The 26,561-nt window shown below is 63.7% G+C and carries 18 protein-coding genes; 7 read left to right on the top strand and 11 right to left on the bottom strand.

Annotated elements, in window-relative coordinates:
- Window positions 1-14: 14 nt before the first annotated feature.
- The 3 genes from ACFYO1_RS27285 to ACFYO1_RS27295 all read right to left on the bottom strand — a co-directional run bounded on the left by ACFYO1_RS27285 (window position 15) and on the right by ACFYO1_RS27295 (window position 6,692).
- Window positions 15-5,573, bottom strand: coding sequence for a hypothetical protein (locus ACFYO1_RS27285; protein ID WP_387236649.1), 5,559 nt, complete (start codon window positions 5,571-5,573; stop codon window positions 15-17).
- A 103-nt stretch (window positions 5,574-5,676) separates the two neighbouring features.
- The gene (locus ACFYO1_RS27290; RefSeq protein ID WP_387236650.1) at window positions 5,677-5,976 is read right to left on the bottom strand and encodes a hypothetical protein; all 300 of its coding nucleotides are present in this window, start codon (window positions 5,974-5,976) and stop codon (window positions 5,677-5,679) included.
- A gap of 266 nt (window positions 5,977-6,242) precedes the next feature.
- Window positions 6,243-6,692 (bottom strand): GntR family transcriptional regulator, encoded by a 450-nt coding sequence (locus ACFYO1_RS27295; RefSeq protein ID WP_387236652.1) that lies wholly within the window; start codon window positions 6,690-6,692, stop codon window positions 6,243-6,245.
- A 292-nt stretch (window positions 6,693-6,984) separates the two neighbouring features.
- Between ACFYO1_RS27295 and ACFYO1_RS27300 the strand changes: the two genes are divergently transcribed.
- From ACFYO1_RS27300 to ACFYO1_RS27315, 4 genes are read left to right on the top strand one after another with little or no spacing between them, the layout of a single operon-like run.
- Window positions 6,985-7,305: a hypothetical protein gene (locus ACFYO1_RS27300; protein WP_387236654.1), complete on the top strand. Its 321-nt coding sequence runs from the start codon at window positions 6,985-6,987 to the stop codon at window positions 7,303-7,305.
- Between the two features lie 4 nt (window positions 7,306-7,309).
- Entirely contained in the window at window positions 7,310-8,665 is a 1,356-nt protein-coding gene (locus tag ACFYO1_RS27305; RefSeq protein ID WP_387236656.1) for a hypothetical protein, read from the top strand.
- A gap of 32 nt (window positions 8,666-8,697) precedes the next feature.
- Complete coding sequence (locus ACFYO1_RS27310; RefSeq protein ID WP_387236658.1) at window positions 8,698-8,973, top strand: hypothetical protein; 276 nt, start codon at window positions 8,698-8,700, stop codon at window positions 8,971-8,973.
- Window positions 8,970-9,272: a hypothetical protein gene (locus tag ACFYO1_RS27315; protein ID WP_387236660.1), complete on the top strand. Its 303-nt coding sequence runs from the start codon at window positions 8,970-8,972 to the stop codon at window positions 9,270-9,272. The genes ACFYO1_RS27310 and ACFYO1_RS27315 overlap by 4 nt, the downstream gene beginning before the upstream one ends.
- A gap of 109 nt (window positions 9,273-9,381) precedes the next feature.
- Here ACFYO1_RS27315 and ACFYO1_RS27320 read toward each other — a convergent pair whose 3' ends face one another.
- Window positions 9,382-10,323, bottom strand: a complete 942-nt coding sequence (locus ACFYO1_RS27320) for an alpha/beta hydrolase (protein ID WP_387236662.1) — start codon at window positions 10,321-10,323, stop codon at window positions 9,382-9,384.
- A 292-nt stretch (window positions 10,324-10,615) separates the two neighbouring features.
- Here ACFYO1_RS27320 and ACFYO1_RS27325 point away from each other — a divergent pair, with 292 nt between their 5' ends.
- On the top strand, window positions 10,616-10,990 hold the full coding sequence (locus ACFYO1_RS27325) for a hypothetical protein (protein ID WP_387236664.1): 375 nt from the start codon (window positions 10,616-10,618) through the stop codon (window positions 10,988-10,990).
- A 1,308-nt stretch (window positions 10,991-12,298) separates the two neighbouring features.
- Entirely contained in the window at window positions 12,299-15,739 is a 3,441-nt protein-coding gene (locus tag ACFYO1_RS27330) for a type ISP restriction/modification enzyme (RefSeq protein ID WP_387236666.1), read from the top strand.
- An 83-nt stretch (window positions 15,740-15,822) separates the two neighbouring features.
- Here the strand turns inward: ACFYO1_RS27330 and ACFYO1_RS27335 are convergent, their stop codons facing one another.
- The 7 genes from ACFYO1_RS27335 to ACFYO1_RS27365 all read right to left on the bottom strand — a co-directional run bounded on the left by ACFYO1_RS27335 (window position 15,823) and on the right by ACFYO1_RS27365 (window position 21,256).
- Entirely contained in the window at window positions 15,823-17,529 is a 1,707-nt protein-coding gene (locus ACFYO1_RS27335; RefSeq protein WP_387236668.1) for a caspase domain-containing protein, read from the bottom strand.
- A complete protein-coding gene (locus tag ACFYO1_RS27340) occupies window positions 17,529-17,879 on the bottom strand; it encodes a hypothetical protein (protein ID WP_387236670.1) in 351 nt (116 codons plus the stop codon). The genes ACFYO1_RS27335 and ACFYO1_RS27340 overlap by 1 nt, the downstream gene beginning before the upstream one ends.
- Window positions 17,880-18,572: 693 nt before the next feature.
- Window positions 18,573-19,001, bottom strand: coding sequence for a hypothetical protein (locus ACFYO1_RS27345; protein ID WP_387236672.1), 429 nt, complete (start codon window positions 18,999-19,001; stop codon window positions 18,573-18,575).
- 3 nt (window positions 19,002-19,004) lie between these two features.
- On the bottom strand, window positions 19,005-19,268 hold the full coding sequence (locus ACFYO1_RS27350) for a hypothetical protein (protein ID WP_387236674.1): 264 nt from the start codon (window positions 19,266-19,268) through the stop codon (window positions 19,005-19,007).
- Complete coding sequence (locus tag ACFYO1_RS27355; RefSeq protein WP_387236676.1) at window positions 19,265-20,653, bottom strand: hypothetical protein; 1,389 nt, start codon at window positions 20,651-20,653, stop codon at window positions 19,265-19,267. The genes ACFYO1_RS27350 and ACFYO1_RS27355 overlap by 4 nt, the downstream gene beginning before the upstream one ends.
- The gene (locus ACFYO1_RS27360) at window positions 20,650-20,940 is read right to left on the bottom strand and encodes a WXG100 family type VII secretion target (RefSeq protein WP_387236678.1); all 291 of its coding nucleotides are present in this window, start codon (window positions 20,938-20,940) and stop codon (window positions 20,650-20,652) included. Before ACFYO1_RS27360 ends, ACFYO1_RS27355 begins: the two co-directional genes overlap by 4 nt.
- 4 nt (window positions 20,941-20,944) lie before the next feature.
- Entirely contained in the window at window positions 20,945-21,256 is a 312-nt protein-coding gene (locus tag ACFYO1_RS27365) for a WXG100 family type VII secretion target (protein WP_387236681.1), read from the bottom strand.
- A gap of 536 nt (window positions 21,257-21,792) precedes the next feature.
- Between ACFYO1_RS27365 and mobF the strand changes: the two genes are divergently transcribed.
- Window positions 21,793-26,184 (top strand): MobF family relaxase, encoded by a 4,392-nt coding sequence (gene mobF, locus ACFYO1_RS27370; RefSeq protein ID WP_387236683.1) that lies wholly within the window; start codon window positions 21,793-21,795, stop codon window positions 26,182-26,184.
- Window positions 26,185-26,561 lie beyond the last annotated feature (377 nt).

Genomic DNA, 26,561 nt, shown 5'->3' on the forward strand with positions numbered 1-26,561 from the left:
GATTTCTGGTTGATTCAGAGGGACAGTGCGACCAGGCGGCGGTCGTCCGCGGTGGAGGTGCGTCCGTCCGCGGCCGCGTTCCCGACGAGTGGGAGCTCGGCGTGCGGGGCGGACGCGGGGGCCAGCGCCTTCTGCAAGGACGCGATGAGGTCCTCGAGGCTCGCGGTGTCCTGGATGTCGTCCAGGAACTGGGTTCCGGTGGGCGTCATCCCGCTGTTCGAATCACCGCGCGGGGTGTTCTGGTCGCGCCAGGCCCGGATGGCGGACACGAGGTAGGACTTGACATCCGGGCTCGACAACCCGACCAGCGGCACCACGACGATGACCGCGAGCAGCAGCGGCACCACGACCACCACCGGCAGCACACCGGCCAGCAGTACGGTCGCCGCCGCGGCGAGCAGCAGCGGAGCACCCACGAGCGCGGCTCCACCGGCGGCCAACGCCAGGCCCGCCAGCGCCGCCGCGCCGAGCGCTCCCGCCACACCGACCGGCACCGCCACCGCCAGCAGCGTCGTCAGCAAAGCGACGGTCAACAGGGCCGCCAGTGCCGCAGGGACGCCGAAGGCGAGAAGCGGCAGACCTATCACCGCGGTTACCACGGCGGCGGCTACAGCCACCGAAACCGCCACTGCGACAGCAGTAGCCAGGGCCAGCAGCGGCAACGCCGCGAGCGCCAGGGCAACCAAGCCGGCCACCGCGCCCGCGCCGAGCAGCGCGACAACCGCGCCGACGGCAAGGGCGCCGACCACGAGCGGTGCGATAGCGAGCGTGACCGCACCGACGGTCAGCAGCACCGCCGTCGTGATCACCGCACCGAGCGCCAGCGCCCCCAGCAGAATGGCGCCCGTGGCAGTCGCGGCCACCGCAAGCGCACCGACCGCGATAAGCGCGGCCAGCGCGACTGCGCCGAACGCGATCAAACCCGGTAGTGCCAGTGCGGTAGCCGCCGCGATCGCGCCGAAGGCCAAGGCACCCAACACAATCGCCACCGGCAGCCCCAGCGTGACCAACGCGCCGAGAGCCAGCGCACCGAACGCGATCAGCGCAGGCAGTCCGAGCACCGCCGCCGTCGCGACAGCAGCCAAGGCCAATGCCCCGAACACCACCGCGGCCGGCAATCCCAGCGCGGCAAGAGCGATGACCGCACCGATAGCCAAGGCGGTCAACACAATCGGTGCCGCGATCCCCAACGCCACAAGAGCGACCGCGCCAGCCACCAGCAGCGCACCGAGCGTGAGCACGGCACCCAAAGCGAGCACCGGCGCCACCACAAGCGCCAGAGCCCCAAAGGCAACCGCACCCGCGGCAAGCAGCGCACCAACCGTCGCGACCGCACCCAACGCCAGCGCACCGAACACGATCAGCGCAGGCAGTGCCAGCGCGGCAAGCCCGATCAGCGCCGGGAGCGCCAGCGCCGCCAGTCCGATCGCGCCGACTGTCAGCAGCGCACCCAACGCGATCGCAGCGCCGACGGCAAGTACCGCCAGCACCACAGGCGCAGCCACGATGGCCAGAGCCGCAAAGGTAACCGCACCTGCGGCAAACAGCGCGCCAACCGTCGCAACCGCACCCAGTGCGAGCGCACCGAACACGATCAGCGCAGGCAGTGCCAGCGCGGCAAGCCCGATCAGCACCGGAAGCGCCAGCGCCGCCAGCGCAATGGTGCCGGCCGCGAGCAAGGCACCGAGCACAAGCAGCGCGCCGACTGCGAGAACGGCCAGCACTACCGGCGCAGCCACGACTGCCAAAGCCGTGAGCGCGATCGCACCCGCGGCCAACAGCGCTCCGACCGTGAGGGCAGCGCCAAGAGCCAACGCGCCCAACGTAATCAGCACGGGCAGTGCCAGCGCGATGGCACCGAGCACGAATGGTGCGGCAAGTACTGCCAGGGCCAGTGCGCCGAGCACGAAAGGTGCCGCCAGCGCAGCGAGCGCGACCGCTCCTCCGATGACGAGTGCGCCCAGCACGATCGGGGCGACCACCAGCGCCAGCGCACCGAGTGCCACCGCGCCCGCGACGAGCAACGCGCCGAGCACGAACGGAGCGGCGAGCACAGCCAGCGCGATTGCGCCGAGCACGAATGGCGCAGCGAGCACAGCCAGCGCACCCAGCACCGGCAACGCCAGCGCGGCGATTGCGAGCGCACCGAGCACGAACGGTGTTGCGAGAGCGGCGATTGCCACCGCGACAGCCAGACCGACCAGCGCGGCGAGCACCGGCGAACCGAGCACCGCGGTGACCACCAAGGCGGCGAAGGCCAGGCCGGCCAACACAATCAAGGTGCCGACGGTGAGACCGGCGACGACCACTGCGGCAGCGGTCAGAGCGGCGGCCACTACGGCCACTGCGACGACCGCGATTGCGCCGAGGGCGAGGAGGGCAGGCAATCCGGTCCAGCCGGCGAGCACCACCACCGCCACCGCGGCGAACGCCAGAACAGCAAGCGCGACAACCGTGCCCAGCGCAAGCGCGCCGAGCGTGGCCAGTCCCGCGAGAGTTGCCGCGACGACCGTGACCACGGCGGCCAAGGCCAGCGCAGCCAGACCGATCGTGCTGACGACGCCGAACGCGGTCAGTGCGGCGACCGCCGCCAAGGCGAGCGCGCCGAGGACGATCGCTCCGACGACACCGATGGCGGCGAGCGCGATCAGCGCCGGTATGCCGGTCCAGCCCAGCAGCACGACCACCGCCAACGCGGCGAACGCGAGCACCAGCGTCGTCACCACGCCGGCCAGCGCCAGCGCGCCGAGGGTCACCACCCCGGCCAGCCCCAATCCGAGCGCACCGAGCACGACCGCTGCGGTACCGGCGAGCGCGACAGCGCCGAGCCCGAGCAGGATAGGTGCCGCCGCGATCGCCAACACGGCCGCGCCGATAACCAGCGCGGTCAGAATCGCGGCACCGGTGGCGAGCAGTGCCCCGGTCCCGATCACCGCACCAAGTGCCAACGCGCCCAACACGATCAGCGCGGGCACCGCCAGCACGGCCAGCGCGACGACTGCCGCGATGGCAAGCGCACCGAGGACGAACGGAGCAGCAATCGCAGCCAGCACCGCAAGCCCGACCACCGCCGCAATCGCGAGCACACCCAAGACGAACGGCGCGGCAATCGCAGCCACCACCACCGCTGCGATCACACCAGCGGCAACCACCGCCGCAATCGCCAACGCGCCAAGCACAAACGGCGCCGCAATCGCAGCCAACACCACCGCGCCCACAACGCCCGCGATAACCAGCACCGGCAATGCGAGCACCGCCAACGCCGCAATCACCAGCGCACCGAGCACAAACGGCGCCGCAACAGCGGCCAGCACTCCGAGCGCCACCACTGCGGCAATCGCCAACGCACCGAGCACAAATGGAGCGGCAATCGCAGCCAGCACCGCAAGCCCGATCACCGCCGCGATCGCGAGCGCACCGATTACGAACGGGGCGGCAATCGCAGCAAGCCCGACCACGGCGGCAATCGCGAGCACGCCAAGCACGAACGGGGCGGCGATCAAGGCAAGCACCGCGAGGCCGATCACCGCGGCAATCGCGAGCGCACCGAGCACGAACGGCACGGCAATCGCAGCCAGCGCAACAAGTCCGACCACCGCCGCAATTGCCAACGCACCGAGCACAAATGGAGCCGCCAGAACAGCGAGTGCAACCACTGCCACCGCTGCCACTACCGCGGCGAAGGCGCCGAACGCGAGCAGCGCGGGTCCGCCGAACACGGCGATCACGACCAGCGCGGCGAAGGCCAGCGCCGCGAGGGTCACCGCGCCACCGACGGCCAGGGTCGCGAGCGCGGCCACCAGAGCGGTCACGAACGCGGCGATCACCACTACCGAGGCGACCAGTCCCGCACCCACCACGATCGCGGCGACCGCGGCGATGATCCCGATCACGATCAGCGCGGGCAAGCCCGTCCAGCCCAGCACCACGAAGACGATCGCGGCCGCAAGCGCAAGCACGCCGACCACGACCGCAACACCGAATGCGATGGCGGCGAGGGTGATTGCCGTCGGCAACCCCAGCGCGAAGACCGCGACCAGCGCGGCGAAGGTTACCGCCGCGATCACGATCAGCGCGGCGAGGGCGAGCGCGCCCAGCGCGATCGTCTCGACCACGGCGAATACCGTCAACGCGGCGACCGCCGCAAAGGCCAACGCGCCGAGCGTGACCACGCCGACCAGAGCGATCGCGGCCAGCGCGATCAAGGCCGGAATCCCGGTCCAGCCGATGGCCAGCACGACTACCAGCGCGGCGAAACCCAGCACCGCGATCGTCGCCACCGCGGCAAGGGCGAGCGCCGCCAGCGTCACCGTGCCGGCGAGCCCGAATATGGCGAGGCCGATGATGCCCAGCGCGGGCAATGCCACGGCGGCGAGCACGATGCCGCCGAGCACCACCAGCACCGGCAGCGCCACGACAGCCAGCACGATCGCACCGATAACCAGCACCGGGATGGCGATAGCGGCCACCACGATGGCACCGACGATCAGCGCCGCGATGATCAGCGGAGCGGCCAGCAGTGCCACCGCGCCGACCGCCAACGCGCCGACGATCAACACCGTGACTATGACCGGAATCGCCAGCAACGGCAGTGCCGCCTGCCGAGTACTGAACAACCCGTCGTTGTTCAGCATGCTGCGGAACTCGGTCAGCACCGGCCGGAGGACCTCGTGCAGCGACCCGGCCGGGTCCGCCATGAGCTTCCGGATTCCTTCGGCCAAGCCCTGTAACGGATCTCCGTCGCCTACGGTCTGCCCGAGCATCGGGGTCAGCAGGTCGCGCAGCGCGTGCGTGGGGTCGGGACCGTCCTTGGGGAAGTCGAAGAGGGTGCGGGCCTGGCTGATCAGGTCCTCGATGGGCGAGGCGATCGGGTCGCGGCGGGCGCCGGCCTGCTCGATCGCTTCGTTGACGAACGCGAGCATGTCCTCGACGGGGCCGCGCAGCGGGCCGCTCGGGAAGGTCGTGTCGGCCCATCCGGCCAGTTGTTTCAGGTCGACGCCGGTGCTGATGACCTGTTCGGCGACCGCGGCCATCTCGGTGACCGAGGACGGCACGAAGCCGATCGGACCGGAGGCGGAGGTCGTACCGGGTGCCGCGTTCGGTGTGCCCGCAGGGTGTGGCTGGTCGGCGGGGGTGGCCGGCGGCGTGGTGAAGCCGCGGATCAGCTCACCCGCGCCTTCGACCGGGGTACCTGCGGTGACGTTGTCCAATGCGCTCAGTGCCTGGTCGATCGCGTTCTGTCCGGTCGGTCCGAGGTTCGTCGCGATGTTGCCGAGTTCGGGGACTGCTGCACCGATGTCCGGTACGGATCCGCCGAACTCGGTGACCGCCCCGTTGACCGTGTCGCCGAGACCTGGCACGGCCGAGTTCAGGCCGGGGATCAGATCGGTCGGGTTCGCGGGGATCGGCGGAAACGCGGGGGCTTCGGCTGCCGCCTGGCCGGTCGACACCATCACGGTGGCCAGCGATGCGAACGCGGCCGCCGCGTAGAGACCTCGCCGATTACGTTTGGTCACCTTGCGATGCCGAGCGGCCCGCTTGGTTGTTCGAGAACGATCATTGGGTGCAGACATGGGAGAACCTTTCGATCGAACAGGTGAGGCAAAAACACAGCCGGACTCGGCTGGGAATGCTGAGCTCGCGCGGAGCTCTCCGAACGACGACGATTCGTGTGAGTCAGACCGGTCCGTGTTCGCCGGTCGCGCAGACCGCGCGTGACCAGCCGCCGTTCGATCCGACGGTGGTCCCGATCCGGGTGTGCAGAACTCCGCCGATGTCGCGGCAGCGGATGTACGCGTGCTGTCCGACGCCGGTGCCCGGTTCGCAGGTGATCGTGAGCTGGTTGGGCACCGCGTAGTCGGCGGTGCAACCGGCGGGAGGCGGGTCGGCGTCGGCCGAGCCCGCGAGGAACGCCGAGCACACGATGGTCGATACATAGACCGCAGCTAATGCTGCGCAGCTGGTGTTTCCGTTCATGCACCCAGGCTCGAGGCAGTGTCTGGGCGAGTCAACAAACAAGTTCGTTGATTTTCACATCATCGCAGGTAGAAGCATCGGTACTACTAATCCGCCGCGGATTATCTTTACGGGTTAGCGATGCCGGAAAACCTTGACATCCCGAATCAGTGGCACAGCTCACTACTGCGTTAATGTCCCTTAGCGATCTTTCAGCAAACTTTTTCTGATCCTGCGAATGACTCCCCCGAACCTGACCAAGCGACCGCTACGCCCCCTCGGATGAGCTAGCCGATGTGACCGTTGCTCAACCCGAGCCGCTCGCCTATGTCGGCGATGCTCATGCCGTGATCGTGTGCGTCTTCGATCGCGGTCTGCCGGATGCCGGACAGTTCGGCGATCCGGAGCTGATAATGGGTGATCAGGTTGCCGGCCAGCTGGGCGCGGCGGATCGGATGCGCGACCGACCGGATCTCGTCGACATCGTCATCAAGCGGAAGCGGCTCGACCTTCGCGACCGGCGATCGACCGACAACGAACGTGCCACGCCGCGGAACGGTCCGCACAAGCCGCTGATTACTCAGCAACTGGATCGCCTGCCGGATCACCGACCGCGACACCCCGTGCCGCTCAGCCAGCTCAGCATGGCTCGGCAGCTGAGCATCGCCGGGAAGCGTCCCATTCCGGATCCGCCGCGCATAGTCCTCCGCGATGGTGACGTATGCCGCCTCGGCCATCCCGTCGATCCCTTCGTCTGCGTAACTGGGTTCGAGGGTACGGCGGGGAACGGGATCGCGTCGGGGACAAGTTCGGGACCTGTTGCGTTTCAACAGGTCCTGGGGGTCTGCTCGGTCGCCCGAGGTCGGATCGACGCAGCTCCCCGCTCTCGGCAATGGGCCGCCGCGCGAGCCGAACGCACTGTGGATCGCGAGGCCGATGGAACCGATCAGCTCCACCGTGCGTCAATATCAGTACACAAAGCCAAGGAACAGAATCGCCCGCTGGTCAGCGAGGCCGGGAAGGATCAGAATGCCGTTCGAAGTCAGTCCGGACAGCCTGCGCGGGGCAGCAGGCCTGCTGGCTGCACTTCCCGCCGAGGTCGATCGAGCACCACACCTGGGAGCGGGTCCGAACGCAGAGAAGTTGAAGGGATCCGCGGTCGGCGCCGCGCTAGCCCAGTCGGACCCGGCGAGTAAACGGGCCAAAGATGTACTGAAGGCGCGGTTCAACCAGTTTTCCGGTCTGCTCGCACTGTCGGCTGAGACCTTTCACGGTACTGATCTCGACGCTGCCAAGCGGATAGCAGCCGTCGCCGACATCAACTCCGGCAATCCGCACGCGGGGAACTGACGCGATGGCGACTCCGAATGAGGTACGACGCTGGGACGTGTCCGGCCTCCAGGCGATTTCGGTAAGCGCCACCGCCATCGCCGACGCGATCATCAAGGCCTCCGACACGATGTTCGTCACGATCCACGATGATCTGACTTGGAAAGGTGAGGCCAGACAAGCCGCCGAGGACAAGGCGGACCGGGAACGCACCCAGATGCGCGCCATCGCCACCGCGTACGACGACCTCGCCGCCGCTAGCGCCGGGGCAGCCAGAGACATGGCACACCCGACTGCCGAGATCAGGACCATCTTCGAGCACTACGTTGTACCACCGGTCACCGTCGCCGATGACTGGACGGTCAGGGGAGTCGAGGATTGGGATTCCGAAGCCGGAGTTCAGCTTTCGCGACTTGCAGGCCTGGCGTCGACTTTGGCCAGCGCCGATGCCCAGTGGGGTGCGAAGATCGCCGAGGCCAATCGAGAGCTCGAAGCCATGGCGCCGGAGTCTGCGCTGGCCGAGGCAACAAAGACGATCGAGGACATCAAGAAGCAGAACAGTCGATCGAATCCGGACCGTCTCCGCACCTCGGCGGCGGCGTTCCAGCAGGTATTCGGCCGAGCACCCACCAGTCCGACAGATTGGAAGACTGCCGAGGCCTTGAACCCGAACAGCTACGATCCGAAATATCAGGGTGTCCAGCCCAGTATCAAGGTTGCTCGGATCGAGCCGGTGCACGGCCAAGGAATCGTTCGCTCCGCGGCGTTCATTCCGGCTGCGCAGGTATTCAATGTCCCCGATTACGACCTGGGCGATAATCGCAAAGAGGATCCGAACTTCGATCCCGAGCACGCACGTGTCGTCACGTATGTCGACTACGAGAACGGCCTCATCATTACCAGGCAGAATCCCTCGGTCACAACCTCGGGCGAAGTGAAGGTCGGCGAGCCGGAGGTTCAGGCTCAGCAGCTTCCCAACGGGTCAGTCATGATTCAATACGATGCAAAGAACCCCTTCGCCCCACCCGGCTCGGACCTGACCGGCCACACCGTCAACGGCGAATTGGTCATCTCGCCGACAAGCGGCAACCCCGGCACACCCCGAGTGACCGCCGGCGGAGAGATAACCGACTACCCTTCCGTCGAGATCTACCAAGACAATTCCGCCGGGAACTCTCGACCTGTCTTGATCGATCCGGCCAACTCCGGGAGTCAGTGGGGACCGCTCGCGAATCTGCCGTCGTTTCACGAGGTGGGAGGAGGTAAGGCGATGTTCGAGCCGTTCAAGGCTGATTTCAGCGATCCGAATTGGGAACGGAACAAGCCGACCTCCCTTGGCGATCCGAGCAAACCGCCCTCAGTTGTGGTTGTTCGAAAGTGAGGCGGGGTGGTGGGGTCGACATGCGTGGCTTGATGGGTGACTCGGCGTTCTGGCAGGCAACGACGTTGGCGTTGCCTATCGGGATGGCGGCTGCGGTGGCAGTGTTCGCGTTTATCGCCCGCCTCGCCGACGCGGCATATCCGTCGTTCGACGCGTCGATGCATGTGGTGTTCATGGCCGTCGTCATTCTGATGGTCGCGGCTGCCGCCGTCCTCGCCCTGCGGAGAACGCCGCGGGCGATCGGAGCGGCTACCGGCGTAGCGACAGCGGGTCTGCTGGTCGCGTTTGTCTGGGTGGCAACAATATGAGCGGACCGTCGAAGTATGTGCGCACAGACTGGTTCGGTCCCGAGTCATTTGCCGCCGCAGTCGTCGGCATGATCAGCATTGTGCTGCCGTATTCAGGAGTAGTTCCCCGTGATGCAGTCTGGTGCGTTATCGGCCCTCTCGTTATCGGCGGTCTACTCGTCGCCGTCAGCGCCGCTGGACTGCCATACAGCGAGAACATCCGCCGAATCGGAGTCGGTTTGCTAGCGGCGTTCGCGGGACTTCTGTTGTCCGTCATCGGTTTTCTGGCCGGTCTCGCTATCGGTGCGATCTTCACCTAGTCGCGCCCGCCGGACATCTCCGTCGTTCGCGAGATCCCTGCGCACATCACCGTCGTGGTCCGGTGACCCGGACTCGAGGCCGCGAGTGCCGCCGAGTCCGGTCGCGGGTTCAGCGCCCGAGTACGCTGCGGAACAGTTTTGCGGCCACGTCGGCTGCGGGGTTGATCAGCTTCGGGTCGTCGTAGAAATCGATCTGGCCGATCGACTCGAGCCACAGCTCGGACTTCTCGCTGGACACGGTCGCATAGAACTTGCGCGCAAAGGGGGGCACCAAGGCGTTTTCGGAATGGACCATGGCGAACGGCACCGCGATGCGGGCGGCCGCCTCCATCGCATCGAACTCCCCGTAGGCGAACGAGGCCACGGCGTATCCGTTGGTGTAGTTCGGGACCGCCCCGCGCGGGGTTCCGTAGTACTCGTAGGCCTCGCGCAGCGGCATTCCGACGTCACCACCGTCCGGCGCGACCGCCGGAATGGTCTCGGACACACCGGTTTCGCGCCAGATCGCCTCGGCGTCCCGACCGCGCTTGATCACCGCCGGATCCGGCGGAGCGTCGGACGGATTGGAGTAGAACCCGGCGACACCGGCGAAGGCGAGGATGCGCGGATCGTCCGCCACAGCCCGGGCCATGTACCCCGCGCCCGCGCAGACCCCGACCGCGGCGACCGGAAGCCCGGTGGTCCGCTCATCCGCGACCAACGCCGTGACCGCATTGCGAATGTCCTCGGCCTTTCCGAATCCGCTCTCGAATTGCCTTGGCTCCCCTTCGCTCTCACCGAATGTCCGGTGATCGAACGCCAGCGCGGCGAACCCGCGCGCGGCCAGCGCCTGCGCATAGGCCCCGGCAGCTTGTTCCTTCACCGAAGTCAGCGGACCGCTGGTGACCACCGATGCGATCGGCGGTCCGTCGGGCAGGTGCAGCAGCCCGACCAGCTGGTCGCCATTGCTGGTGAATGTGAATCTCTCGGTTGACACTGTGATCCCCTCGAATTGTTCTAACCCATGAACCTTAAGGCGACCGCAACCCAAGGGTGCGGACAGCCCCGCCACTGGCCACACTCGAAACGCTGCGGTGAACGTCGCACCGCAGGCTGTGCTTAACGCACTGCCAGCATCGGTTCGCACGCAGGTAGCGCCTGTTGTCTCCCGACCGTGGACGCGGGCATGACGAATGAGAAGAAGCCTCACCTTCGGTTGCTTTCTCGGGTGCGTGCCTGCGCACTTCGTCGGCTGAGAGGTGACCGGTGGTGGCGGGTGCCCGCTGTGTTCAATCCAAGCCGGTGATGTGTTCCGAATACGTTCGAATCCGAGAAGCGGATTCCTCTATGGATGGATCTATCGCATGAATCTCACCCATGCCCGGGTCGTCACCGCCGCAGTCTCGTCTGCGCTCGCCGGGGTGAGCGTGGCGCTCCTCGCGCCGACCAGCCAAGCCGTCGACATATGGACCTACACCTGCGACAAAATCGTCAAAGGGAAGGCAGTAGACGCCGACTTCGAGTCCGCTGTTTATACGGGAACCGGGAATTGCAAGGCGTCGAACGGTGCTCCGGCGAGCGGAAAAATCACAAAGGTCTTCGAGCTGGTAAGCCGTGACAACAAGCGGGTCGGCTGTGCTGTCGAGGAAAGCTACGACGAGAACGGACACGCAGTTCGGTTCGCCGGCACTGCGTCCAAGGAGAAGGTCGAAGCGATGGAGTGCAGTTCGAATGAATAGGTTGGCGTCGGATCCGCGATGACGTTGTCCCACACCCACTCCCGAAGTTGGTGGCTGGTCTGCTCGATAAGACTGGGGGCTTCCGGCTCGGGTGACCCCGATGCTCTCCAGCATGCCGATCCGGCAATGACTCAGCCCAAGTACATGGCGCGCGGAAGGGTGCATCATGAGGCAGCGGCGGTGCTCCACGATGCGGTGATGAACGGATCAGACCACGATCACGACGCGAATGGACGTGGGGGGACTTTTCGCCGACTTTTTGTCGACTTGGGGGGCCTTGGTACGAGTTCGGCCCCTTACCAAGATGAATAATTTCTGGTCAGGGGCCATTCCGGCTCCCCCATCTGGACTCGAACCAGAAACCTGCCGATTGTGAGTAGGGGGTATTTCCGAGTTCTCAAGAGTTCTCAATACTGCTCGTGAGCTGCATAGATGCGAAAGTCTAGTCCCCAAGGCGTCCCGTTGAAACTGGTCAATTCCCGGGCGAAAACGCGTCGTTTCCGTGTCGCCAGTCGAGTGCTGGATCTCAGATCGAGGAGCCAGTCCACCTTGGGCTTCCTTACCCTGTGTCGTCACCGATGAACCGGCCGGCCTCGTCAGCGAGGGACTAGAAACGAAGTCCCAGCCCTAAGAGCACTCAGCTGAGGACAACTCGACGCCCACGTGGCCGAACCGCGTCGGGCCCGAGGTTGAGCGGCGTAATCCCACTCCCCAACACGACCTTCGGCGCGTTACGGAGCGACGCGCCGAAGCTCTTCAGAATCCGGCAATCAAAGGGCAAACTCCAAAGCCCCCGACACGCCAGACCGATTCATTCAGTGCTGATGCGAAAGGATGCCCGAAGGCGATCACCACGCCGATTGCGTGAACCAGCGACCAGACGGGATCGCTAGGTTATGAGCCAACCGAATTGCGATGCAAGCGCCTCATGTGGTGCTGGACGTGCTGTTCAGCGGGTCATGTCGGGTCTCTGCCATCCCCCAAGTACCGCCTGTCTCGATGCATTCCGATAGGTTTCGTTCCCACATCCAGTCCCATCCCCGGGTTTGCGACGTTCGGGTAGTGCTTGCTCAAGCTGACTAGATCAAGCCTTCGTACGCTTCAGCGAGCGTGTCAACGCAACGCACCACCGCCAAGACGGTGTGCACCTGCTCCGTGGTCAATGATGCTGCATACGATCGCCGAAAGCGCCTTGATCAGCATTTGGCTCTGCCGATCGGCTGCGGCCGGATCTGCCATATCGAAAGCACACGCCTCGGCTGCGACAAGGTCTGAGTCAGATCGTCCGTGGAGCAATAGGATGCAGGTGTGGCTGCCCTACGCGCTTATCTCCAAGGCCTGCGGGCCATCTACTCAACTGGCGAGGCCGTCGCGGAGACCTCCTACTACGGTCAACTCGAAGGGCTCCTCAACGAGGTTGGTAAGACCCTTACTCCGCCAGTCACCTGCGTGTTGACCACGAAGAACCGTGGTGCAGGAGTACCCGACGGGGGCCTGTTCATCACCAGACAGGCAGTCGCTGAGGCAGCCGATTCCGCACTCCTCGCGCGCGCGCCCGAGCGCGGCGTAATGGAGGTGAAGGGGCTAGCACAGGATGTCACTCGAGTCGCCCGCTCCGCTCAGGTGAAACGCTACTTGGCGCGCTACGGCAAGGTCTTGATCTGCACCTACCGCGACTTCCTGGTCGTTCGGCTGGACTCGAATGGCAAAATGCACGCAGGTGAACGTTTCACGCTTGCACTCGACGAGGACTCCTTTTGGGCACTCAACCCGACGGACACCGAGAGTTCTTATGGCGCCGACTTCGTCGCCTACTTGAAGCGCACGCTCGGTGGCGACGCGCCGTTGAGTACCCCTGCCGACCTCGCATGGTTCTTGGCTGCCTATGCCCGGACAGGCCTAAAACGGGTTGAGGATGCCGCTGATATACAGACGCTCGCGAGCTTGCGCTCCGCATTAGAAGAAGGTCTCGGTCTGCAGTTCGACGACGAGGAAGGCGAACACTTCTTTCGCTCGGCGCTGGTGCAGACCCTGTTTTACGGCGTCTTCGCTGCCTGGGTTTTGTGGTCAGACCGGCAAACCGAGCACGCTACGGATCGCTTCACCTGGCGCCAGGCCCAGTGGACGTTGTCGGTACCGATGGTTCGAGTCCTCTTTCAGCAGCTGGCCACGCCAGCGAACCTGCCGGTGGGATTGGATGAAGTTCTCGACTGGACCGACGACGTTCTTGCTCGTGTGGACCGCAAGCTGTTCTTCCAGCGGTTCGAGGCAGCCGAGGCCGTCCAGTACTTCTACGAACCGTTCCTGCAAGCCTACGATCCCGAGCTTCGCCGCGAGCTTGGAGTCTGGTACACGCCCCCAGAGGTCGTGCGCTACATGGTCGACCGCGTTGACCGCGCGCTGCGCGCGCAGCTAGGTCTCCCGCTCGGCCTTGCAGATTCTAGGGTCCACGTCCTTGATCCCTGCACGGGCACCGGGTCCTATTTGACGGCCGTGCTTGACAAAGTTGTGGCCACGTTGAAGGCGCAAGGGGGTGATGGTCTCGTCGCGGCCGAAGCGAAGCAAGCGGCCCTCTCACGCCTTCACGGTTTCGAGTTGCTGCCAGCTCCATTCGTTGTTGCGCATTTGAAAATTGGGATCGCATTGCAGCGACTTGGTGTGCCGCTGGACGCTAACGCTGGGGAGCGTGCCAGCGTATATCTGACGAACGCCTTGACCGGCTGGGGCGACGATGACGATCACTCGACGCTGCCGTTCCCCGAATTCGTAGCCGAGCGGAACGCAGCCGACGCAGTCAAGCGTGACAAGCCCATCCTCGTCGTGCTTGGAAACCCTCCTTATAACGGCTTCGCTGGTGTGTCTGGACGCGAAGAAGGTGGCCTCGTCGAGCCGTACAAATTCGGACTGGCCGACGATTGGGATATCACCAAGAACAAGCTGGACGATCTCTACATCCGCTTTTTTCGCATCGCAGAACGTCGCATCGCTGAGCAGACCGGCAAGGGGATCGTCTGCTTCGTCAGTAACTCCTCTTGGCTCGGCGACCCTTCTGCGGTCGTCATGCGCAAACGACTGCTTGCTGAGTTCGACGACATCACCATCGACCACCTCAACGGTGACAGCCGCGAGACCGGCAAGAAGACCCCTGACGGCGCCTCCGACCCTTCAATCTTCTCCACGCCGCTCAATCCCGCCGGCATCACGCGTGGCGTTGCCATTAGCATGCTCGTCCGCGGCACTGACAAGACCAATTCGTCGTCAGCGACGGTCCGGTATCGCGACTTTTGGGGGCAAAACAAGCGCGGTCAGCTCGCCGCCACCACCGACTCTGACATCGGACCTGACTACGAGCCTCTTTCGCCAGAGAAGGAGAACTGGTTCCGTCTGCTGCGCTGGAGCCCACGTAACGGTTACGGAAGCTGGCCAGGTATCAACGAATTATGTGCAGAGAAGCCGATGCTTGGCCTAAACGAAAACCGTCAGTTCGCCTTAATCGACAGTGACCGAGACGCCTTGGCTGCCCGCATCAGGACGTACCTGGACTCGAATGTACCCATGGCGCAGGTCGACTCCCGACTCAGCAAGACATATGCGCGCTTCGACCCAGAAAGGGTCCGTGCGCGCATGCTGGACCAGCTTCCGTTCGACGAGCAACGCATCCGGCGCTTCCAGTTTCGGCCGCTCGACATGCGTTATGCCTATGTCGAGACCGAGGCAAAGCTTTGGAACGAATCCCGGGCACTGCTGGTAGCGGCCGTCGCCGCTACCTCAGGCTTCCTGCTCGTCCGTCGCCGTGCTCCGCGGGCACTTGATGGTGCCGCCCTTCACTATTCCGACAGCCTCGTGGACCAGAAGGTCCTGTTCACGGATGCCTATGCGATACCACTTTGGCTCCCAGCTGGTCAGCAGAAGCCCGACAACGATATGCCTTCGTTGTTCGACCTTGAGGTCGAACAAGGAAGCACCACATGGCGGCCGAATCTTTCCGATATTGCCCTGGCCTACTTGCAAAAGCTCGGCATCGATGACGCAAAAACTAGCCAGGACAGTGCGACACTAATTTGGTTGCACGCGCTCGCAGTCGGAGCCTCCCCGCTATACGTCGAGCAGAACGGCGAGGCCGTGCGTTCCGACTGGCCTCGTATCCCCTTGCCCGATTCCGCAAAATCACTGCGCGAATCCGCAGCCCTAGGCAGGCAGGTCGCTGCGCTACTCAGCCCAGACACGCCGGTTGCCGGAATCGACGTACCTCCTCTTGAAGTGTATTTGCGCGGAGTCGCTGCCATCGAACGGTTCGACGGAAAGCCGTTGAACCCTGGTAATGGAGACTTGGCCCTCACCGCTGGATGGGGGGTCGTCCAGTCGCGTGCGGTGATGCCTGGTGCTGGCAAGTACGACGTGCGCGAACGTCCAGCCGTTGAAAACGACGGGTTGAGTGACGAGAATCGAGACATCCTCGGAGACCAGGTGCTCGACATCTATCTCAACGAGCACGTGCGGTGGCGCGGCGTGGCAGGTGCAGTCTGGGACTACAAAATCGGCGGCTTCCAAGTGCTGCGCAAGTGGCTAAGCTACCGCGACAAACGCGTCCTCGGACGGGACCTCACTACAGCAGAGGCCCGGGTATTTGCCGCCACCGCACGTCGGCTTACTGCGCTAGTGCTGCTCGGGCCGAAGCTCGACATGAACTATCTCAAAGCCGCAGACGCGATATCGCCTGAAGGTGTTCCGATTCGAGTGCCTAATTAAGCAAACGGACCCATTCAGGTCGACATCAACAGTTACGGCGGCGTGCTCGAACAACCTCCGCTGAGCAGATCGGCGAAGAGAGATCAGAATGGCAGAGATAGAGGCGGCTCTTCGAATACTAAATCGCTCGCGAATATGCTTTCCCAAGGGTCGGAGGATCGGGGCCGATCTATTATCGATGGTCGTCTCATTTTCGGGGAGCGCTCGGCAATTAAGCGCAGACACTCGAAAGAGGTATCAACGTTCAGGCCGCCGCCGTGACAGGCTTCGGCATCGCCATCATAGGTATTGCCACCTTGAAAGTAGCAAAGAGCCGCACCTCCGGGAATCCGAGAGTCGGAAATCTCAATAGATCCCGGCAATGCAGTCACGAGCCATCCATCGCCCAATTCTCGCGATATCTTCACGAGCAGATCATGAAGATTTTTACTCGTTTCAATGGGACCTGCGAGCTCATCCCCCAATAGAAGATGATCCACATCAACTCGAATAACGAACGGCAACTTCCTATCCAGAACCTCAGCCAGATCCGACAAAGAACGTCCTTCGTATCGAAACTTGGCATCGGCGAATTCGACGTTGAGATCAATAGGATATTCCTGACTAAACGACATTGTCCCCATTTCTGCGGCATCCTTCGAGATGGGCCCAGCGAATCCATTCTGGTTCCAATGAAGGTTTGCGAACCGCGGATGATTCTGGGCAGACACGAAAGTTTCAGATAAACCCGAGTGGAACAAGTAACGGAAGGAGACTTGCTGAGGGGTGATGCAACATCGAAAAGATAAGCGCATAAAATGCCTTGTCAGGGCGAAGAGAAGGCTGTCTGACGCACCGAGGTAGACAATCCGCTCTGTTTCACCTTCCCCGAGCGACAAGCAATATACGCCCCCGCCTCCACCTCGCCTCAAAGCATGTATTGAGTCGATCGTGAGCGGCTGACGCTCGCGGTCCAATAGTAGAGCTGAAACCTGATTGCTCATTGCATTCAGATCGAAATGGATCTCATCTTCGGTTACTGCCAGAGCGAAAGTTTCTACACCCCGGAACTGAGAAATGTAGGCCGCATTCCTTGAAAAGGGCAGAAGTTGCACATTACTCGTTCCGCGTTGATTCGGGCGCGGAAGCGATGAAGATATGAGACGGCGATTCAAGTCTTGGTATATTTCTGAGAGAGTAAGAAACTCTGAAGCGCCCTTTACTCCACAAGTGATCGTATCGACGAACGCCTCCGTAAAGGACGTACAACGATGGCGCTGATTCTCAATCGGCACGACGTGTGCCAAACGATCCGCAGCCGTGAGGGTGTAGGCTCCAGATATTTCCGACATTCCAGCTATGTCAGCTTGAACTGCACCCAACGCTTGAATTGCCTTACCCGAATAGCAGCAATCCAAGATAACGATCTTTGCCTGGGCATGGCTAGTAGATAAGGCCTGCTGAATATGACGATATTCAAGGCCGGTAAGATCGGGATCTTCCAAATCCGATCCGCTTACCAAGCAGCATAATTCACCCGATTGACTGAGAGTGCCATGACCGACAAAATATATCACCAGGACGCCAGCGGTCTCGCTAGCGATCTGACGGATCTGCTTTGCAAGCAGGCTTGCCGCGGGCGGGTTCAAAATCGGAGTTATCCGATCTTCTGGCCATCCGCACAGTTCAGAATCCGCAAGCACGCGCGCAACCGCACTTAAACTATTCGCGGCGGCGGGAATGTCAGGGATCTCGACATCCGTATACCTTGCCACCCCGATCAGGACAGCATGCGATTGAGAATAGTCCATTATTGTTGAGGTTCGTCGACTATTTCTGCGAGCTTGCCAATCAACTCAGATAAGTCTTTGACATGGCCAGAATCAACCTCGATAGACAGATCTCCACGACCGATCTTGACGATCGTTCTCGGCCGATGCTGAAGCCAAGTGGAAAGCGAACTCGCAAGAACGGTACAGAGGCCACCGGAACCCACCGCTATTGAGATCAGCTCGAACGCGCCGCCAAGCCTGCCGTCACCAATTGGGCTGGCACACAGTCGAACTGGCGCAGTAAGCTCTCGCTCATCGCGCAGCCATCCCGCCAAACTCACTAGGTCGCCATCCGGGTCGACCGATTGCACACGCAGCTGGAGATCCATAGCCCCCCCTTTACGTTACTCGTACTCGTGGATCACGTGGCGCGAACCGACAGGGCCGAGGTCGTCGCCCTACCTCCTTGACCGAGGTGGCTCGCGGCCACACTATCTGACGGAGCCACTACCGAGCCACCCGAACCCCGAGTCTCAAGTGTCACCCCGTATCGCGGTGCTGTGCCGTCCGGGGCCTACGTTCAGTTGGGCGAGAACCCCTAGCGGCTACCGCACAGTAGCTCCCGATGTAGCGAGGTGCCACGGGTAATCACGCAGTAGCACAGTCGGTTCCGACGAAGACCCGCGCCGGCGGATCAGTCAGTTACCTGGTGTGTCATTTCATTCGCACTGCATCACACTTAGGTACCGGACAGGCCCTGTTGGTCGCCGAACTCCGCGCCCTCGGCCCCACCCACGCCGCCACCGCGCGCACCCAGTCCGTCTTGGCCTACTTGCGAAATCAGATCTCAAAGCAGTAAGCCCTGCAAGCCGAGTGCAACAGCCCAAGCAACGGAAGTTGGCCGAGCTGCGCGATCGGGATCCTTTGGTCGCAGCGTCTGGGCTGCGACGTCCAGGGTCGACCAGGGCCACTGGAGTGAAGATCGACAGAGATTTCCTATCTGAGGATTCGAAGCCCCGCCGCGATCTAAGCAGCGTTCGGATCTCTATTACGATGCGTCGATTGGCCGAACCTCGTTGTGGTCAAAGTGTATTGGACCAGCCGCCTCGGTTCATTCGCTCGAAGTACTCGTCGTCTGCACGCTGAATTTCTTCTTCGCTCTGCGGAGCCCGGCACTCCGGTGCGGGTTTGCGGTGCTTCTGTGGGAGCTGTCTGCTGATATGTGGGTCTGCCTTGGCGAGGATGTCTTCGACCCTGACAGTGGCCTGGTTTCGGGCTTTGCGATGGCAGTCGATCAGGACGCTGGTGAGCTGAGTACTGCTCCATTGCATTGCTGCCGGGGCGATCTGCATCGTGGTGATGTCGCCTTCAGCGTTGACCTCGACAAGGACGCCACGCCCTTCGCCGCGCCCTCGCACCGCCGCGATCGCATTCGCGAGTTGTGCACCGCTACGGCGAATCTCGTCGAGCTCGTGCTCCAGCTCCCGCTCCCACGCTTCGATGTCAGCCACCTGTCATCCCTGACGGTTGATAACGGTTCCAGAGGTGACGATCGGTCGAAGCCCTGCATCCAGCAGGATGGTCGTCTTCCCTGGCCGCGTGTGTATCTCGATCGATTTGATCGTGGTGCTCGTTGCTTGGTCACCGTGGCAGATCGACACCTCGTCGCCGACCCTGACCGGCTCGCCTGAGAGGGTGCCGGTGACGAAGATCCAATCGGGTCGGCTCGGGAGGTAGTCGACCCGCTCGACGATCAGTTGTGAGTGTCCGTCGGTCATTGCGTGTTCCTTCGCCAAGTGTCGACGAAGCCGTCCTCGGCTGCGTAGGCTTCGTCCTCCAGTGCCCGTGTCATCGAGTTGATCTGGCCTTCCGCGTATTGGCGGACGTGAACATTCTCGTGCGCCAGGGTACGCACCAACGTTTCGGCGTCTTGGAAGGCTGCCGGGCCGAGTTGCACGCCGAGAGCATCGGTTCGTGCGATGGCACCTTGGAAGTCCAGGTAGGAGATCGTGTCGGCGTCGTCGAGGATCTCGATCTTGGCACCGCGGAGATCGATGCCGGCCAGCTGGGCGTAGTGCTCGATCGTATCCATATCCCGGGTCAGGCCGATGTTGCCTTCCAGGACTTCCCGGTTGGTCAGCGCGCCACCGCGGGAGTACAAGGCGGTGGGTCCGCTACGGCCGAGGAATTTAGTGCGGGCCGCTAGGACCCAGGTGCGGATCTTCTCGACCAGCGGCTTCAACCGTTGCACGAGCGGCCGCACGACGTCGGCCACGATCTTCGCTGCCTTAGCAGCCAGCTCGGCAATGATGGTCGCGATGCGTCTCGCTTTGGTGGTGACGCGGGCGACCAAAGCCGCGTTGCCGACCCACTCGGACAGGGTGGCGGTGACCGGAGCCAGGATCGCGAAAGCCGTTTCGGCGGCGACAGTTTCGATGGCGATGTCTTTGAGCTCGTCGAGGATTTTGCTGTGCGCCTCGTCGAGGTGGTGGGCGTATTCGCCGCACGCGTCGCCGAGAGCCTGGCAGACGTCGGCGAGCGCGTTCAGATCCGCCTGGCGGGTATTGCAGGTTTGAATCCCGATCTCGATCTCGGGCGACTGCTGGTTCGCAAGCAGACCAACCGCGCTCGGCACGGCACCGGCCACAGTGCGGAAGTCCGAGGACGCGGTATGCCACGCTGCCTTGGCGCCGTTGAGCTGATCCTGTTGACCGTTGGGCCAAGCCCACCCGACAATGTCCTTGACGAACGACCACCCGAACGGCTCAGGTATCCCGTCCCCAGCCGCAGAGGGCGCGGTCTCGGGCAGACACGGATCGCTCCACAGCGACGGCGTCGGTGGCGCGGGCAGCTCCCGCAGGTTGGCCGCAGCTTCGGCAACCTGGTGGTTGTAGGCACTGACAACGATCAGGTCCCGGGTCTGGCCACACGCTGTCGCCAGTTTCGATGACGTCGAGATCGCCAACTGCGCGGCCTCGTCATAGCCCGCAGCCCACTCGGCGCCGACGCTGTCACTGCCCGCCATCCCCTTGTACGCGGTCAGCACCGCTACCAGCGCGGAGTGAGTGGTCACCGTATCGGTCGACATCTGACCAAAGACCTCGCCGGCCGAGGCGTACTCCTGGGCGCGGTGCACGATCAGCGGCACAGTCGGTGTGGTCACTGCGGCCACATCTCCGCATTGGTTTGCACAGCGTGGCTGTAACTCGTATGTGCACGGCGGGCAACCTCACGCAGTTCGTCGAGATTTTCGCGCATCTCCGCCGCGCCGGCCATCCATCGGTCGTGCGCGGCACGCTGCGCTTGGGCAGCCCGGCTCTCCCACGACAGATGTAGCTCGGCGACCTTGACGTCGACTTCGCGCAGTAGACCCTCGACCTCGGCGCCGAAGGCCATCGCCGCGACCGCTTCGTCGAGCTGGCTCAGATTGACTCGATAGTCGTCTGCCACCGGCCTACACCTGCCCACCGGCTCGGTCGATCGCGTCCCGAAAATTGGTATCGCGCAGCTCGTACTCATTCGCCGCCGTCAACAGATTCGCCGCTGAATCTTCCAGGGCGGCAACGATCAGCTCGGCGCCCTGCTTCCATTCGACCCAGGACTCGTCGTAGGCAGACGCGGCCTTGCCCTGCCACCCGTCGACGAGCAACTCGCGCCCAACCGTGCCATCGAGCTTGCCGACACCATCCTTGATGCGCTGGGCCTTCTCCGAGATGAATAGCGCCGCCTCACGGAGTCGATCCACCTCAACCTGAAGCTTGCCCACCTCGCATCCCCTTCCGGCAACCGCCCACCAGAGCCCTTCGCACTATAAGCCCGCGCCAGCCCCAACTGAGTCTTGCCCCAGGCGCCGTGGCCCGCGCTGCGCACGTCGCCGCTCAGTCACGCCACCGGCCGTCTATGAACAGTCAGGCTGGTCGACTCACCGCATGCCGACCCTCTGCCGATCCTTTTGTCAGCATTGCTGTCCCAGACTGTGCACGGTCCACCGTTCCCCGGCGTCTGCCGAACGCGCAGTCTCTCGTCGCCTACCCGTCCCACCGTGGACCGGGAATACCAGCGCTCCACTAACCACCACACAGCAGCCCAACTACTATTTACCACCTCTCGCCCCGCCCCCTTTCGTAGCTACACTTCTCCCCGCCATCACCACCAAACCCACTTTCTCCACCTTTTCTCGCAAGCAGACCTCTTGCACCAAGGATAACGATCTGGTAACGACCAGGTAGTTTGGTGGATTTGACACTATCGAGATGGGTCCGACGCCTGGACTAATCCTAGGCGGAGGTACTTGCTGGAGGTATGACCGCGACGATCCATAAAGTCGTGGCAGGCAATGGGTATCAATATTATCTGCGCAATGTCGCCGCGAACGATGTCACCTCACGAGGCCGATCCAGCCTCGCCGACTACTACTCCGCACAAGGCGAGACGCCGGGACGCTGGCACGGCTCCGGGTTGGCAGGCCTGGACATTCTCGCTGGCGAGGAAGTCACCGAGGAACAGATGAAGTCCCTGTTCGGACTGGGCCGCCATCCGAACGCCGAGGCGATCGAAGACCGCGTCTACGACGAGCAGATGGAACTCGGCGCCAAGCACAAGGACGCCGTCCGAGCCGCCGGCAAGGCGAGCCTTTTGGGTCGTCTGTTCCCGCTTTATGCCGATGTTTCCGAGTTCCGGGAACGGTGCGTGAAGGCGTTCGAGGAACACAATATCGCGCACGATTCACCTCCTGGCCATGCTATTTCCGATGCGGATCGGGCGCAGATCCGGACGAATGTCGCGTCGGAAATGTTCACCGAAACCTACGGCCGGGCACCGGTTGATGGGCGGGAACTGTCGGGGTGGGTGGCCAAGAACTCGCGCCCGCACACCACCGCGGTCGCCGGTTTCGACATCACCTTCTCCCCGGTCAAGTCGGTCTCGGTGCTGTGGGCGGTCGCACCCCGTGCGATGTTCGAGCAGATCGAGGCCGCACACCACGCCGCGATCACCGACGCATTGGGATGGCTCGAGCAGCATGCGATCTTCACCCGGTTGGGTCGTCACGGGGTCCGGCAGGCTGAGGTCGAAGGGATCGTCGCCTCCGTCTTTTCTCACCGCGACAGCCGTGCAGGTGATCCGGACCTGCACACTCACGTGCTGATCGCCAACCGCGTTCGCACGCTCGACGGTAAGTGGCGCACTCTCGACGGAACCCAGATCTACCGCGCGATGGTGACGGTCTCGGAGATCTACAACACCCGCCTCGAACATCACCTCGAACGATCCGCCGGCGTCGAGTTCACCGAACGCCCCGGCCAAGACCCCGCCAAACGCCCGATACGGGAAATCCTCGGCATCCCAACGCCATTGATCACCGCCTGGTCACGGCGTGACACCGCGATCACCACCCGCCTCGGCGAGCTCACCGCGCAGTTCCAAACCCAGCACGGGCGCGAACCGACACCGGGAGAAGTGTTCGATCTGGCCGAGCGCGCCACCCTCGAAACCCGCCCTACCAAACACCTGCCGCGCTCTCTTGCTGAGCAGCGCAGCACCTGGCGCGCGGAAGCCGAGCGGGTGCTCGGGGGTCGGGAAGCGTTGTCCCGCATGGTCCATACGACGTTGAATCCGCGGCGCGCGCCCCGCCCACAGATCACCGAGCAGTGGATCACCCGCACCGCCGAGCGCGTCATCGACGTCGTTTCCGAGCACCGTGCCACTTGGACGACCATCAATCTGCGCGCCGAAATCGAGCGCCAACTCCGCGGAAACGTGGCCGACGAGGACTGGGAACACGTCGCCGAGGCCGTGCTCGCCGAGACTATCTCCCCCACCCACACGGTCGCGCAACAAGATCCGGACCTAGCCGATGAGCCCGAACTCCGCACCGTCCCGATCGTGTTGCGGCGCCGCGACGGCACTAGCGTCTACACCTCGCCGGACCGCCAGCTCTATACCTCGCCACGCGTCCTGTCGGTCGAGCAGCAGCTGATCGATCTCTCGATCCAGCCCGGCGCCTGCCAACTCACCGCCGAATCCATCGCCGCCGCGGTAGATGACTACAACGCCGCCCACCCGGATCGGCCACTAAATGCCGGACAAGTCAGCGTGATTGAAGGCTTCGCCACATCGAATCTGCGGGTCCGCACCAGCAACGCTCCCGCGGGTTCGGGCAAGACCACAGCGATGGCAGTCTTGGCCACCGCGTGGACCGCCAGCGGCGGCCGGGTCCTCGGGCTCGCCCCGACCGCAGCCGCGGCGGCGGTACTCGGCGAGTCGATCGGCCACCGTGTCGAGACCGTCGACAAGGTCCTCGATGTCCTGCACCGGCACACACCCGCACCGAATAACTCGCATTTCGACTGCGAGTATCCGCCGTCGTTGCCGCAATGGGTCCTCGATATCGGCCCCGATACGTTGGTGATCCTCGACGAGCACGTCAAACTCGGGAACCGCAAACGCCTGCGCCTGCTCCGATATCTGGCTGATCGTGGCGCGACGATCCGCTGTATCGGCGACCCTCACCAGCTCGCATCGATCGAAGCCGGCGGCGCCGACATCGATATGAACGCTGCGGCTCCCGAGGCCGTACTGACTCTGACCCATGTCGTCCGGTTCGCCTCCAGTGCCGAAGCGACCGCGAGTCTGCAGCTGCGCAAGGGCGATCCGACCGCACTGGGCTGGTACCTGGACAACGGCCGCATCCACGCCGGACACGAAGGCGCCGTGCACGACGACGCGTTCATCGCATGGACCGCCGATCATCTCGCCGGCCGCGACACCATCATGCTGGCCGCCACTCACGACGTGGTGACCGAACTCAACGCACGCGCGCGCGCCGATCGCCTCGCTCGCACCGGCACCCCGATAGGTGCACAAGCCATGCTCTGCGACGGACTTGCGGCCTCGGTCGGTGACACGATCCGCACCCGTCGCAACAATCCGCGACTGCGTTTAGGCGACCACGACTGGGTCCGCAACGGCTACAGCTGGACCGTCACCGCCATCCACAACGACGGCAGTCTCACCGCCAGCCACCACAAACCCGGCCGAAAACCAGGCCACAGCGTGCGACTGCCCGCCGGCTACGTGAGCGAACACGTGCGCCTCGGGTACGCGACAACGATCGATTCCGCGCAAGGAATCACCGCCGACACCTGCCACGTCGCGCTCACCGGAGGTGAGTCGCTGCCGCAGCTTTATGTCGCACTCACCCGCGGAATGTATGCCAACCACGTCTACGTCCCGACCGCCTTGGACGGTTCAGAAGGCTCGTTCTGGTCCGAACCCGCGGTCAATCCGCGCACCGCCGTCGAGGTTCTACTGCGCGTGCTCGGCCGCGATGGTGCACAGAAGTCCGCACACACCATGCTGCGTGACGCGCTCGACCCGTACCGGCGCATCGGCCGCGCGCTCGATATCTACCTCGACTCCATCGGCGTCACCGCCGAAAACGCCCTCGGTCCCGACGGACTGGATCGACTCGACGCCGACGCCGAGGCGATGCTCCCGCACCTCACCGACTGCCCCGCCTACCCCATCCTGCGCCAACACCTGGCGGTGATCGCGCTCTCAGGACGCGACCCGATCACCGAGTTACGCGCCGCGATCAACGCACGCGAACTCGACACTGCCGACGATGTTGCCGCTGTCCTGGACTGGCGCCTGGACTCCACCGGCACCCACTCTGCCGGCCACGGACCACTCCCCTGGGCCGCCGGAATCCCCGACGGCCTCCTCAGCGAACACGACACCACCCAGCTCGCTGCTCGCGCCCGCATCATCACCGACCTGGCCGAACATATTTGCGCCGATGCCGCGGCGTGGACACCAGCGACGGTTCCACCGTGGGCACGCCCACTCCTCGGCACGGATCGACAACTCGTTCAAGACCTCGCAGTGTGGCGAGCTTCGCTACATATAGATGACCGAGACCTACGCCCCACCGGACCACCACGGCACACAGCGCTCGAACGAGAACACCACCGGCTCCTCGACTCCCGCGTCACCGATGCCCTCGGTGACCCACGCCTCCCCGCCAACACGTGGGCACCCGTCGTCCAATCGATCGCACCACGGGTCGTCACCGACCCATGGTGGCCGACCATCGCCGCCAAGCTCGAAGCCGCTCACTGCGCCGGAACCGACATCCAAACCAGACTCGCCAACGCGGTCCGAACACGGCCGTTGCCCGATGAGATGCCGGCCGCAGCACTGTGGTCCCGGCTCGAGATCGACCCCTCAGCCCTGGACATACTCAACGGCGAGCACACCAGCGACTCCTCATCGCAGCCGCCCGACACCACAGTCACGCCAGCCGATCGAGTCGAGCAGAATCCGCTGATCGTTCTCACCGACGCCCAACTCCGACAACACATCACAGACCTCGAACTGCGTATCGCCTTCGCGGACACCGACGAAATCCTCTACGGCCCAGCTCCCGAATTCCAAGACAACGACGATTCCGTCCATTCCAGCGCAGCATGGAGTGGGTTCGCTCCCACCACCGACACATCCCCACTCGTCGCCGGCTTCGAGCAGCAGATCGATGAACTACGCACGGAGCAACAGCGTCGTGCCACTCTCTCCGAAGCGCAACAAGCCATCGAGCAACAGTTCCAGCATGGTTTGAGCACCGACGAAGACAACGGATTCGACATCGACGACGATCTGATCGCCCGGCAACCCGACATCGACCTAGAGCTTTGATGCAACGAGACGGGCGCCGCCAGCTTCATCGGTCCGGGCTTCTGACCATCGTGACCTGCTCGGGTGGGAATTCAGAGCGATCGTCGACCACCCGCGTCCCGATCCAGGGACACCTCCCCGGAATCCACCCATCGTGAGCACTGATCTTCCCATCGACCAACCGAACCAAGCCCGAACAGAACCGTGACGGGCAGGCAACCGAGACCAGGGCTTGCGACGCCGGATCGAATGCTCCGACCCCGCAATGCGACAACTTGATCCATGGACCACACGCGCAATCAGGCTTCGACATCAGGCACACCCTCTGCTCGTTCGTCGAGAACCATCCGACCGTTGTCGACCAACGTGTTGCGCGCACGTCGACGGACCCGGCATCG

This window comes from Nocardia sp. NPDC006044 (genome assembly GCF_042871115.1).
Lineage (GTDB): Bacteria > Actinomycetota > Actinomycetes > Mycobacteriales > Mycobacteriaceae > Nocardia.

Bases quoted from the DNA above. Each gene is read 5' to 3' on its own strand.
- ACFYO1_RS27310 (WP_387236658.1), top strand. From the start codon at position 8,698: ATGGGTGACTCGGCGTTCTGGCAGGCAACGACGTTGGCGTTGCCTATC.
- ACFYO1_RS27350 (WP_387236674.1), bottom strand. From the start codon at position 19,268: ATGACCGACGGACACTCACAACTGATCGTCGAGCGGGTCGACTACCTC.
- ACFYO1_RS27315 (WP_387236660.1), top strand. From the start codon at position 8,970: ATGAGCGGACCGTCGAAGTATGTGCGCACAGACTGGTTCGGTCCCGAG.
- mobF (WP_387236683.1), top strand. From the start codon at position 21,793: ATGACCGCGACGATCCATAAAGTCGTGGCAGGCAATGGGTATCAATAT.
- ACFYO1_RS27340 (WP_387236670.1), bottom strand. From the start codon at position 17,879: ATGGATCTCCAGCTGCGTGTGCAATCGGTCGACCCGGATGGCGACCTA.
- ACFYO1_RS27285 (WP_387236649.1), bottom strand. From the start codon at position 5,573: ATGTCTGCACCCAATGATCGTTCTCGAACAACCAAGCGGGCCGCTCGG.
- ACFYO1_RS27300 (WP_387236654.1), top strand. From the start codon at position 6,985: ATGCCGTTCGAAGTCAGTCCGGACAGCCTGCGCGGGGCAGCAGGCCTG.
- ACFYO1_RS27335 (WP_387236668.1), bottom strand. From the start codon at position 17,529: ATGGACTATTCTCAATCGCATGCTGTCCTGATCGGGGTGGCAAGGTAT.
- ACFYO1_RS27325 (WP_387236664.1), top strand. From the start codon at position 10,616: ATGAATCTCACCCATGCCCGGGTCGTCACCGCCGCAGTCTCGTCTGCG.
- ACFYO1_RS27305 (WP_387236656.1), top strand. From the start codon at position 7,310: ATGGCGACTCCGAATGAGGTACGACGCTGGGACGTGTCCGGCCTCCAG.
- ACFYO1_RS27290 (WP_387236650.1), bottom strand. From the start codon at position 5,976: ATGAACGGAAACACCAGCTGCGCAGCATTAGCTGCGGTCTATGTATCG.
- ACFYO1_RS27295 (WP_387236652.1), bottom strand. From the start codon at position 6,692: ATGGCCGAGGCGGCATACGTCACCATCGCGGAGGACTATGCGCGGCGG.